This is a genomic window from Pseudomonas sp. OST1909 (genome assembly GCF_015277575.1).
Taxonomy (GTDB): domain Bacteria; phylum Pseudomonadota; class Gammaproteobacteria; order Pseudomonadales; family Pseudomonadaceae; genus Aquipseudomonas; species Aquipseudomonas synxantha_A.
In genome coordinates this window covers 59,988-71,968 of sequence record NZ_CP063780.1, presented here as the reverse complement: position 1 = coordinate 71,968, position 11,981 = coordinate 59,988, and the positions used below count along the sequence as shown (strand labels likewise).

9 protein-coding genes are annotated in these 11,981 nt (G+C 62.3%); all 9 read right to left on the bottom strand.

The genetic code is table 11. The features are described from left to right. Positions 1 to 11: 11 nt before the first annotated feature. On the bottom strand, positions 12 to 1,958 hold the full coding sequence (locus IH404_RS00320; RefSeq protein ID WP_194439600.1) for a type VI secretion system Vgr family protein: 1,947 nt from the start codon (positions 1,956 to 1,958) through the stop codon (positions 12 to 14). Between the two features lie 156 nt (positions 1,959 to 2,114). Continuing rightward, the gene (tssH, locus tag IH404_RS00315) at positions 2,115 to 4,778 is read right to left on the bottom strand and encodes a type VI secretion system ATPase TssH (RefSeq protein WP_194439598.1); all 2,664 of its coding nucleotides are present in this window, start codon (positions 4,776 to 4,778) and stop codon (positions 2,115 to 2,117) included. Beyond that, positions 4,771 to 5,814, bottom strand: a complete 1,044-nt coding sequence (tssG, locus tag IH404_RS00310; RefSeq protein WP_122732972.1) for a type VI secretion system baseplate subunit TssG — start codon at positions 5,812 to 5,814, stop codon at positions 4,771 to 4,773. The genes tssH and tssG overlap by 8 nt, the downstream gene beginning before the upstream one ends. Then, positions 5,778 to 7,637: a type VI secretion system baseplate subunit TssF gene (tssF, locus tag IH404_RS00305; protein ID WP_122732973.1), complete on the bottom strand. Its 1,860-nt coding sequence runs from the start codon at positions 7,635 to 7,637 to the stop codon at positions 5,778 to 5,780. Before tssF ends, tssG begins: the two co-directional genes overlap by 37 nt. Beyond that, positions 7,634 to 8,149 (bottom strand): type VI secretion system baseplate subunit TssE, encoded by a 516-nt coding sequence (tssE, locus tag IH404_RS00300; protein WP_005792513.1) that lies wholly within the window; start codon positions 8,147 to 8,149, stop codon positions 7,634 to 7,636. Before tssE ends, tssF begins: the two co-directional genes overlap by 4 nt. A gap of 78 nt (positions 8,150 to 8,227) precedes the next feature. Continuing rightward, positions 8,228 to 8,716: a type VI secretion system tube protein Hcp gene (locus tag IH404_RS00295; RefSeq protein WP_005792512.1), complete on the bottom strand. Its 489-nt coding sequence runs from the start codon at positions 8,714 to 8,716 to the stop codon at positions 8,228 to 8,230. A gap of 172 nt (positions 8,717 to 8,888) precedes the next feature. Beyond that, on the bottom strand, positions 8,889 to 10,385 hold the full coding sequence (gene tssC, locus IH404_RS00290; RefSeq protein WP_005792511.1) for a type VI secretion system contractile sheath large subunit: 1,497 nt from the start codon (positions 10,383 to 10,385) through the stop codon (positions 8,889 to 8,891). A gap of 2 nt (positions 10,386 to 10,387) precedes the next feature. Beyond that, positions 10,388 to 10,894: a type VI secretion system contractile sheath small subunit gene (gene tssB, locus IH404_RS00285; protein WP_003195557.1), complete on the bottom strand. Its 507-nt coding sequence runs from the start codon at positions 10,892 to 10,894 to the stop codon at positions 10,388 to 10,390. A gap of 54 nt (positions 10,895 to 10,948) precedes the next feature. Next, complete coding sequence (gene tssA / locus IH404_RS00280) at positions 10,949 to 11,968, bottom strand: type VI secretion system protein TssA (protein ID WP_194439597.1); 1,020 nt, start codon at positions 11,966 to 11,968, stop codon at positions 10,949 to 10,951. Positions 11,969 to 11,981 lie beyond the last annotated feature (13 nt).

Genomic DNA, 11,981 nt, shown 5'->3' with positions numbered 1-11,981 from the left:
AAGAAATCTCGTTATTGACCAGCGCCGGGCTTGCCGGGGAATTTTGATTCGACGGCGGACTTGATCGTGTCTTGCACGCCCTGGGCGCCGGGTGATGTGCCCTTGTCACTGCCCAGGTTGATGTCCAGTTTGCCCTTTGTCTGGATCTTGCTGCTGCCGGTGGAAAACAGGTTGAACGAGCCGCAGGTCAGGTTGATATCCCCGCCTGCCTTGAGCTCGATCACACTGTCACCGCACACCAGGCGAAGATTCTCGCCGGCTTCGATGGTGTAGTGCGTGGCGGCACTGTCGGACTTGGCGCCACCGACGATCACCGTGTCGTTGTTGCGCACCACCCGCAGGCGATTGCTGCCGATGGTCACCGTCTCGTTATGGCCAATACTCTTGTTGCGGTCATGCCCCACCGAGTGGCTTTCATCCACCTCCACCACGATGTCCTGATTGCGCTCGGCATGGATATACAACTGTTCCAGACCCTTCTTGTCCTCCATGCGGATTTCATTGAAGTTGGCCGGTGTGCCGCCCTTGCTCGATCGGCTTTTCATGCCGCTCTGGGTGGCGTTTTCCGGTAGGTCGTAAGGCACAGTCTGCTCGGCGTTGTACACCCGCCCGGTGATGATCGGCCGGTCGGGGTCACCTTCGAGGAAGCTGACGATCACTTCCTGGCCAATCCGTGGAATCTGCATCGAGCCCCAGTTCTTGCCGGCCCAGGATTGCGACACACGGATCCAGCACGAGCTGTTCTCGTTGGATTGGTCGTGGCGGTCCCAGTAGAAATGCACCTTCACGCGGCCGTACTGGTCGGTCCAGATTTCCTCGCCTTTGGGGCCCACCACCAATGCAGTCTGCGGGCCTTTGACGATAGGGCGATGGGTGTTGGCCAGTGGGCGGAAACTCTGTTGTGCATCGATGCAGGTCAGGCTGCTTTCGAATTGCGCCGAACCGGAGCCGCCTCCGCTCTCCAGGCTTTCCTGGACGATGTAGTAGCGACAGCCGACGATCAGGTATTCGCGGTTCTGATCCTGACGACTGAAGCCGGTGAGGCTGAACAGATGGCCCGACCCCAGGCCACGCGCATTGCCGGCGAACTCGATCTGCTCATGCAGGGTTTGCAGCGCTTCGATGCGGGTACGTGCGTAGTGTTCGCCATCGGCGCTTTGCACGTAGGTGCCGGGGTAGTCGTACAGCGGATAGTCGCCGCCGGTGTGCGGGCGCGGCATGGCCGAGCGCACGTCGATGCTCGCGCTGGGGCGCTGGAAGTCGTAGTCGTTGAGCTCCAGCGAACCCGGCTGCACCTCCTGCGCCAGGTGCCAGTTGTGCATATGGTCGCGTTCGCGTTGCTGCTCGTCCTTGGGGTAGTAGGGGATCGACCCGTAGCCCGGCACCGTGGTGTGGGCGCCATAGGCGTCGGCCAGCACCAGCACGTGGCGATCCTGTTCATGGCGAAAGAAATAATAGATGCCTTCTTGTTCCATCAGGCGGCTGACGAAATCGAAGCTGGTCTCGCGGTACTGCACGCAGTATTCCCACTCGCGATACGGTCGGCTCAGGGCGTCTTCGAAATCGGAAAAACCCAGGTCGCGGAACACCTGCTTGATGATCTGCGGGATGCTCAGGTTCTGGAAAATCCGGCAATCGGAGGTGCGGCTGAGCAACCACAGCCATGGGCGCAGGGTGACCTGGTAACTGGCGAACTGACCCTGGTCGATGTTCTGGCTGCAACGCGCGACGATGCCGTGAAAGTGCCGCTCGCCACCGTCCGCCAGTTGCAGGCCCACGCTTATGGGCTTGCCGAGCAACTGGTTGAGGTCGATGTTGGCGTCCAGGGACGTCAGTTGCAGCTCATAGTTGAACAGCCTGCCCAGCTCTTCACCGCCGCCCATTTCATTGAGCAACAGCACATCCGGCCCGAGAGGGCTGGTGATCTTGGCCAGGCGTGAGGCTTGGTTGAATAGCATTGGGCGTCCTGTAAAGGTCTTGATTACTGAAGGAACCGAATCCAATGTGGGAGCTGGCTTGCCTGCGATAGCAATTGAACATTCAACATTGATGTTGACTGATACACCGCTATCGCAGGCAAGCCAGCTCCCACATTTTGACCGTGTCCCGTCAGGTCAATCTGCGTCGCTGAAGTCGTAGTGCAATTCATTATCCCGACTGCTGATCCGCACCCCCGCCAGCGCCCTGCCTTCCAACATGCGCGTGAGGAACTCACGGCTCATGTCCGGCAGCAGGCTGTTGGTGAGGATAGTGTCGATCATGCGCCCGCCGCTTTCGGTTTCAGTGCAGCGCGAGACGATCAAATCGACCACTGCGTCGTCGTAGTCGAACGCGACTTTGTGGGTGCTCTCCACGCGCTTCTTGATGCGGTTCAGTTGCAGGCGGGTGATCGCCTTGAGCATCTCGTCGCTCAGCGGATAGTACGGAATGGTCACCAGGCGCCCGAGCAGTGCCGGTGGGAAAATCTCCAGCAACGGCTGGCGCAGGGCCTTGGCGATCTCTTCCGGCTCGGGGATGTTCGCCGGGTCTTTGCACACTTGGGAGATCAGCTCGGTCCCGGCGTTGGTAGTCAGCAGGATCAGGGTATTCTTGAAGTCGATCACCCGACCCTCACCATCCTCCATCACGCCCTTGTCGAACACCTGGAAGAAGATCTCATGCACGTCCGGGTGAGCTTTCTCTACCTCATCCAGCAGCACCACGCTGTAGGGTTTTCGCCGCACCGCTTCGGTCAGCACGCCGCCTTCGCCGTAGCCGATATAGCCCGGTGGCGCGCCCTTGAGGGTGGACACGGTGTGGGCTTCCTGGAACTCGCTCATGTTGATGGTGATGACGTTCTGCTCGCCGCCGTACATGGCTTCGGCCAGTGCCAGGGCGGTTTCGGTCTTGCCCACACCCGAGGTGCCGGCCAGCATGAACACGCCAATCGGCTTGCTCGGGTTGTCGAGGCCGGCGCGGGAAGTCTGGATGCGCTTGGCGATCATCTGCAGGGCGTGGTCCTGGCCGATGATGCGTTTTTTCAGGTGCTGGTCGAGGTTGAGCACGGTCTCCAGTTCGTTGCGCGCCATGCGGCCCACCGGGATGCCGGTCCAGTCGGCGACCACCGAGGCCACGGCCTGGTAATCCACGGTCGGCAGGATCAGCGGGGTTTCGCCTTGCAGGGCGGTGAGGCGTTGTTGCAGGTCGATCAGTTGCGTGCGGAGTTCATCGCTGCCGCTGTCTACGACGCCGGCCTTTTCGCGCAAGGTGGCACGGGTGGCGAGCAGTTCATCCACCAGGGCTTTCTCTTCGGCCCAACGGTTTTCCAGGGTCGCCAGGCGCTCGCGCTCGGTGCTCAACAGGGCTTCGCTGTTGCTCTGGCGCGTACCAATGGCAATGCCGATGGCCTGTTCGCGGGCGATGATTTGCAGCTCGGTTTCCAGCGCTTCGATGCGGCGACGGCTGTCGTCCACTTCGGCGGGCACTGCGTGCAGGCTGATGGCGACACGGGCGCAGGCGGTGTCCAGCAGGCTCACGGACTTGTCCGGCAACTGGCGCGCCGGGATGTAGCGGTGCGACAGCTTGACCGAGGCTTCCAGGGCTTCATCGAGGATCTGCACCTGGTGGTGTTTTTCCATGGTCGAGGCCACGCCGCGCATCATCAGCAGCGCCTTGTCTTCCGACGGCTCGGCAACCTGTACCACCTGGAAACGGCGGGTCAGCGCCGGGTCTTTCTCGATGTGTTTCTTGTACTCGGCCCAGGTCGTCGCGGCCACGGTGCGCAAGGTGCCACGGGCGAGAGCGGGCTTGAGCAGGTTGGCCGCGTCACCTGTACCGGCGGCACCACCGGCGCCCACCAGGGTATGGGCTTCGTCGATAAAAAGGATGATCGGCTTGGGCGACGCCTGCACGTCTTCAATGACCTGGCGCAGGCGCTGTTCGAACTCGCCTTTCATGCTGGCGCCGGCTTGCAGCAGGCCCACGTCGAGGCTGCGCAGTTCCACGTCTTTCAAGGCGGGTGGCACATCACCGGCGACAATGCGCAGGGCGAAACCTTCGACCACGGCGGTCTTGCCCACCCCGGCCTCACCGGTGAGGATCGGGTTGTTCTGGCGTCGACGCATGAGGATGTCTACCAGTTGGCGGATCTCTTCGTCACGGCCGACGATAGGGTCGAGCTTGCCGCTACGGGCCTGTTCGGTCAGGTCAACGGTGAAGCGCTTGAGCGCTTCCTGCTTGCCCATCGCACTCGGCGCCATCGCACCGCTGGCTTCACCCGGCACTGCACCGGCATTGAAACCATCGCTGGCGCTCAAGGCATTTTCCGGCGAGTCGCCGACATACTCGTCAAAGCGCTCGCTCAGGGCTTCGGCCTTGATTTTGTCGAATTCGGCGGACAAGCCCAGCAGCGCATGGCGCAGGCTCGGCGTTTTCAGAATGCCCAGCACCAGGTAACCGGTGCGCACCTGGCTTTCGCCAAACATCAGGCTGCCGTACACCCAGCCACGTTCCACCGCTTCTTCCACGTGGGAGGACAGGTCGGTGATGGAGGTCGAGCCGCGCGGCAGGCGGTCCAGGGCCTCGGTAAGGTCACGGGCCAGGCGCGCCGGCTCTACATTGAACTGGCGGATGATGCGGTGCAGGTCCGAGTCCTGCAATTGCAGTAACTGGTGAAACCAGTGGGCCAGCTCCACATACGGATTGCCCCGCAACTTGCAGAACACGGTGGCGGCTTCGATGGCTTTGTAGGCCACGCTGTTGAGTTTGCCGAACAGTGCGGCGCGACTGATTTCACCCATGCTCTGGATTCCTTGAGGTAGTGGCGTGATCGGCGTAATGCCGGGCCAGGATTAGGTCGTTGGCGTCATGCGCAGGTTGGCCGAGCCAGGTGTTGAAACCCAGGCGGAACTGGCCGTTGAGTTGCAGTGCCGGAACTTCGGGTTGTTGCAAAACCAGGTTCAGGTCCCAGTCCAGTTCATGGCCCAGGTACTCGGCCACCCAGGCCACCAGCTCGTTGAATGGCTGGCTGCCGGGCAGCATGCCCATGTAGTCGTCCAGCTTGAGCGGGCCCAGGCGGATACGGAATTTATGCTGGCGGTCCCACACAAAGCGGCCCAGGCAAAAATCCACGCCCAACTGGTTGGCGCTCACACCGACGCGGCTGCGCTCGGGTAATTCCAGCCATTGGCCGACGTATTCCTCGATCGCTACCGGCAGGCCGAAATACTCGCCAAGGATCGCCTTCAAGCCATCCGGGTAGCGGGTTTGCGCCGACAGGTGGCCGCTGTAGTGCAGCTTGGCGGTATCCGGGATAAGGCCCTGATTCTGCAGGCTTGGCATACCGCGGCCACTGAGGGCGGCGAGGCGTGCGGACCAGTAGTCATCGTCCGGCCGGTCGTGGCTGACCGTCGGACGCGCCTCGGCCCAGGCTCGGTAGAACAGCGTCAGCAAGCGATGGTGGAACACATCCAGGAACTGCTTGCTGGTGCTGTCGGCGTTATTGCGCTGACGCTCGCGCACGTACTCGGTGATATGCAGCGGCAGTGGGCCGTTGGGGCCGCCGAGGCCGAAGAAGAACTGCTCCAGCCGCGCCGGCTTGCCGTCGCCGCCGGGGTCGACCGACGCCAGCGTGGCCGGCGCGAAGGTGCAATCGGCCTGTTGCCCGAGGCGCAACGGGTCATCCGACAGGCGCAGGGAATGGCCCAGGCGCGGCAGGTCCGGCGATTCGCACTCGATACGCCGCAGCGCCTGGAAGAAGTCATATTCCCAGGGCTCCTGATGCATCGCATCCAGGGTACTCACAGGGTCGGACGCCGTCCGGGCTTGGCTTTCCATCGCATGATCTCGCCGCGTTCGGTGGTACGGATCACCGTCTCGGTAAAACTGTTGATCGACACATAGCGTGCCAGGAAGCGCTCCAACACCGCACCGAGCAGGAACACACCGGTGCCGCGAAACGCGTTTTCATCGAATTGCAGGGTGATTTCCAGGCCCCGGCCAAACACGATCGGCCCGGGCATCGGCAGGCGCCGGGTCACCGCCTTGCTGCTGACTTCGCGCAAGCCTTCGATCTGCAATTGCAGAGCGGCGTCGTTACTGTCGCCGTACAGGCGCAATAACTCACGCAGGGCGCCGGCACCCTGGCCCTGTTCGCTCAAAGACAGGTAATTGAGCGACAGCTGGCTGATCAGGCGCCAGGCCTTGGCATCGTGGGCATGGCTGGCGCGTGGGCGGCTGGGACCTGCGACGCAACGCACTGAAAGCACCGGAGCGCTGTCGGCCAGGGTGAAATCGGTCTTGCCGTTGCCCACGCTCATGAACAGCGGCAAGTCACGGTTGGTGCACAGCGCCGTGACGCCCAACTGGCGCAAATCATGGCCGTAGGGCGCCTGGCGGCTGTCCACCAGGCTGACGAAGGTTTCGCTGCCCACGTAGGTGGAGCGCGGGCCGTTGCGGCGCTGGTCGCTGGACAGCACGCGTGGCTCGCGGCGCACCGTGTAGTAAGCCTGGTCACGGCCATAACGCGACGGATCACGCACCGCATAGAAGGGTAAAAACGGCTGCTCCGGCCCGGTGCCGTGGCCGGTGATGCCGCTCAACGAGTGAATCTCGAAATCCATCGGCCGCGTGCGGTCGGCGATCACGTGGTGTTCGTTGACCCGGTCAGACAAGTGGATGCGGTCCACGCGTTTTGGGAACAGGTTGATCGCGGGGGTGCAGAAGGGCAAAAACTGCGCTGCGCCAACGCTGCCTTCCAGGCTCGGTTCGTGGCGGTCGAACAGCACAATCAGTTCCAGCTCCTGGCCGTCGCAACGCTTGACCGCCCGGCCCAGTTCGGCAAACTCGACGAACAGGAAGCGGTGGGGCAGGGCGAAGTATTCCTGCAACAGCCGGTAGCCCTGGAACGCCCGCGCCACTACCGGCATCGCCGCGTCGGCATCGTCAAACCCGCGGGAGCGCAACGCGTCTTGGGGCAAACGCTCAACCCAATCGCCGCCGGGTTGGCGTGCAAACACCGCGCAGGCATTGCCCAGCAGTTGTTCGTAGAGGCGGAATGGTTGCTCATCGGCGCCGCTGAGGTACAGCGGCAGGTTATCCAGCTCAAGGCTGCTGAACGGCAATTCGGCACCGGTGCGCAGGGTCAGGCGCAAACCCGCCTTGGCTTTCGGCTCGCTGGCGGCCAGGCGACCGAGCACGGCGGCGGGGTTGCCGAAGTATTCGGCGGCGCTGACCTGCAACGGCCACAGCGTTACTGGATGTGCGGTGCGGTACTCACAGCAGGTCTGGGTTTCGCGGCCCAGGGCGGCGCGCAGTACCGTGTCGCGGGGCAGGGGGAAACCGCTGGCCAGAGAGCCTTCATCCGGGTCGGTCTGCAACTGCACCACGGTCATCGACGGGGTGGGCGCCAGGTAGTGCGGGTAGGCGATTTCCAGCAGGTTGTGGGTGAAGGTCGGGTACTCGGCGTCGAGCTTGAGCTGCACCCGGGCCGTGAGGTAGGCAAAGCCTTCAAGCAAGCGTTCGACGTAGGGGTCGGCGCAGTCCATGCCGGACAGGGTCAGCCGACTGGCGATCTTCGGGTATTCCTTGGCGAACTCGGCGGCGCTTTCGCGCACGTGGTGCAGTTCCTGGTTGTACAGCTCCAGCAGGCGCGGATTCATGGGCGTCTCCGCTGGTCGGCATTGACCACGCGTACATGGCCCGACTCCAGGTCGAGGTCGGTTTGCAGCAGCAGGCGCAACGGCACTGGCTGTGCCCACAGGTCGCCTTCGATCTCGAAACTCAGGGCGTTGTGGTTCATCTCGCCATGGCCGACACGGGCTTTGACCCGCAGGGTGTGGCGCAGGATGCGTGGCTCGAAGGTGGCGATGGCCTGGTAGATCAGGGCTTCCAGGGCCTTGATGTCGACACTGGAAACGCTGTTGCCCGCCAGTGCCGGCAGGCCGTAATTGACCACCGAGGTACCGGCCGGGGTGTGCAGCGTCGCATCGGCATCAAGCAACGAGGTGGTGTTGAGCAGCCACGCCAGGTCACGCAGTACCGAGGCTTTCAATTGGGTCAGGGATAGCACGCGTTTGTCGGCGCTTTCCTTGGGATTGGTCGGGTCGTCGTCGGTCAGCCGGTCCAGCAGGGACGGTTGCAGACGGTCGCGGGAAGCGATTTCAGTTACCACCAAAGCAGCTCCACGGACGGGTTGCGAGAGGGACAAGATGCCTGTGGCCGTGGCGCGGGGTCACGGCCACAGGGGCTATCAGCGCTTGGTGTTGGAACGGATGTTCCAGCCAAACTTGATCGCGCCGCCGTCTTTGGTGCCGTCGGCTTTCTGCGGCTGGTAGTCGACCATCACTTGGGCGAAGTTCAGGGTCACGTTCTCGGTCAGGCGATCATCGGTGCCCGAGCCGCCGGTGCTCAGGGACGTGACCAGCACTTCTTCCAGGTTGATCACCATGTACTCGACCTGGCTTTCGCCACCGGCCTTGCGCACGGTCAGCTTGACCTTGTCGATGTGCTTGCCGCTGGCGCAGTGCATCATCAGGTTGGGCGAAGCCTTGTCGACGTACTTGGTCAGCGACAGGTCCTGGATATTCACCTTGCCCGCGCCGCCGCCACCGCCAACATGCATGTTGCCGGACTGGGCCATGCCCCAGCTCCAGTTCAATACGTCGATTTCGTCCTTGTGGGCCTTGTCCATGGACTCGCCCTTGATGTCGCCGATCTTGATGAAAATATCAACAGCCATGTTTTCTCCCTGTGTGGTCTCAGCCACGATGTTGGGTTACCGCCAATGGGGCAGTGCTTTTCTGGGGGAGCTGGCTTGCCTGCGATAGCATCACCGCGGTCTGGCTGGCAGACCGCGTCGCCTGCATCGCGGGCAAGCCCGGCTCCCACAGAAGAACCGGTTCAACAGTTACTTATGCACTCTTGGCAGAAGGCAGCTTCGATACCAGTCGCAACGACACCGTCAGCCCTTCAAGCTGGTAGTGCGGGCGCAGGTAGAACTTGGAGTTGTAATACCCCGGGTTGCCTTCGACTTCTTCCACGATCACTTCGGCAGCCGCCAATGGGTGCTGGGCCTTGGTGGTTTCGGTGGAGTGCGCAGGGTCGCCGTCGACGTAGTTGAGGATCCAGTCCTGCAACCAGCGCTGCATCTCGTCCTTCTCTTTGAAGGAGCCGACCTTGTCGCGCACGATGCACTTCAAGTAGTGGGCGAAACGGCAGGTGGCGAACAGGTACGGCAGACGTGCGGCCAGGTTGGCGTTGGCGGTGGCGTCCGGATCGTCGTATTCAGCCGGCTTCTGCAACGACTGGGCGCCGATGAACGCGGCGAAGTCGGTGTTTTTCTTGTGCAGCAGCGGCATGAAACCGTTCTTCGCCAGTTCCGCTTCACGGCGGTCGCTGATGGCGATTTCGGTCGGGCACTTCATGTCCACACCACCGTCATCGGTAGGGAAGGTGTGGGCCGGCAGGTTTTCCACTTCACCGCCAGACTCGATACCACGGATGCGCGAGCACCAGCCGTAGTGCTTGAACGAACGGTTGATGTTCACCGCCATCGCGTAGGCGGCGTTGGCCCAGGTGTACTTGGAGCTGTCGGCGCCGTCGGTGTTTTCTTCGAAGGCAAAGGCTTCCACCGGGTCGGTCTTGGCGCCATATGGCAGGCGCGCCAGGAAGCGCGGCATGGTCAGGCCGATGTAGCGCGAGTCTTCCGATTCACGCAGCGAACGCCAGCCGGCGTATTCCGGGGTGGTGAAAATCTTGGTCAGGTCGCGTGGGTTCGACAGTTCCTGCCAAGAGCCCATGCCCATTACGGTGGGCGATGCGGCCGCGATGAACGGCGAGTGCATGGCGGCGCAGACTTTCGACAGCTCGCCCAGCAGTTCCACGTCGGGTGGCGACTGGTCGAAGTAGTAATCGCCTACCAGGCAACCGTAAGGCTCGCCGCCGAACTGGCCGTATTCTTCTTCGTACATCTTCTTGAAGATCGGGCTCTGGTCCCACGCGGTGCCCTTGAATTTCTTCAAGGTCTTGTGCAGCTCCGGCTTGGAAATGTTGAGCACGCGAATCTTCAGTTGCTCGTCGCTCTCGGTGTTGTTGACCAGGTAGTGCAGGCCACGCCAGGCGCTTTCCAACTGTTGGAAATCCTGGTGGTGGATGATCTGGTTAACCTGGGCGGTGAGCTTGGCGTCGATGGCGGCGATGATCGATTCGATCGACTTGATCGCGTCGTTGGACACCAGGTCGGTTTGCGCCAGGGCTTGTTCGGCCAGGGTGCGCACCGCGGTTTCCACGGCTTCGCGGGCACGCTCGGTCTTGGGTTTGAATTCTTGCAGCAGCAGGTTGGCGAACTCGCTGGCTTCTTCGGTAGCACCCAGGATCTGGCTGCCTTCGCGGGCGGTATTGTCAGTCATGATTACTGCTCCCCTGCAGGCTTGGGCGCGCTGGCAAGTGCCTGAAGCAGTGCCGGGTCCTTGATCGCCTTCATGATGATTTCTTCAGCGCCGGTCTTGCCGTCCATGTAGGTCAGCAGGTTGGCCAACTGAGTGCGGGCTTCGAGCAACTGGTTCAGCGAGTCAACCTTGCGCGCTACGGCGGCCGGGCTGAAGTCGTCCATGCTTTCGAAGGTGATATCCAGGCTCAGGTTGCCTTCGCCGGTCAGCTCGTTGGGTACGTGGAACGCCACGCGTGGCTGCATGGCCTTGAGGCGTGAGTCGAAGTTGTCGACGTCCACTTCAAGGAACTTGCGGTCGGCCACGGGTGCCAGCGGCTCGGCGGGCTTGCCGGCGAGGTCGGCCATCACACCCATTACGAAGGGCAGCTGGACCTTTTTCTCGGCGCCGTAGAGCTCGACGTCGTACTCGATCTGCACTCGAGGCGCACGGTTGCGCGCGATGAATTTCTGAGAACTTTGCTTCGCCACGTTGCTGCTCCTGGTCGCTTGAGCGACGGTGTTGTTACTGCACGGTCCGGCGGCTTACTCGCTGTCCGGGCCGCGCAGGTTTTCAAATTGGGACATGCCGTCGGGAATCAGATTGCGCACAATGGCCGCGAAGTCGGCGTGCACCAGATTTTTCGCTCGGTTCAACAACACCGGCAGCGGGCTCGAAGGCTCGTGCCGAGTGTAGTACGCAAGGATTTTGTCGAGGCTGCGCAGCACATCATCGCGAGTAGCGATGTCGCCCGTCGGGCGAGGGGCTGCGGGCGCAGCGGCGAAATCGACCGAGGGGGCATTGTCTTCACTGACGGCCTCGGGTTCGCTGCTGCTGTCGGTGCCAGGCACCGCTTGATTGAGTATTTGCAGGGCCTGTTTGAGCGGTTGCTTCAAGGCGCTGAGGTCCACGCCCTGGGCGGAGCCGACCCGGTCATTGACCTGTTGCTCGATGGCTTCGCAGGCCGTACGCGCTGCGATCAACGCGTCGCGGGTGGCTTGCAGCAGCTCGGGGTCGCTGTCGAGGAATGCTGCGTTGAGCTGCTGGTTGCCCAGCTGCTCGTCGGCAAAATTCTGCAGGCCGCTGGCATTGAGCGCGGCGCGCAGGCTTACGGGCCCGAAGGTGCGTGAGCGTGTCAGGATGCTTTCGCGCAACAGGCGAATATTGGTGTCGCAGGTCAGGCCGGTCAGGGCGTTGATGCGCACGGTGGGGTCGTTGTCGTCGTCGGCATCCAGGCGTGGATGCACGTCGGCCCAGTATTCGCGCAGCAAGGCGTTGATCAGGCCAAGGACTTCAGCCAGCCCGGCCACGCCCTGCAAGGCGAGGGAGCTTTGCAGCAGGAAATGAGTGATGCGCAGGTCTTTGCTGCGCTGCAACAAGTCGAGGCTCTGCTGCTGGATGCTGCGCCACTCCGGCGGCTCGGCGGGCAGGATCGAGTCGCCCATGCTGCGTTCGGGCTGGCCCTTGGCATCACGTTCCAATTGCAGAAATTGCGCGTCATATTCCATGTCTTCGCCACAGGGCGAAGTTGCAGAAACGGCGGTGAGCAGCAACGGCACATCCACTGAATTCGATCTC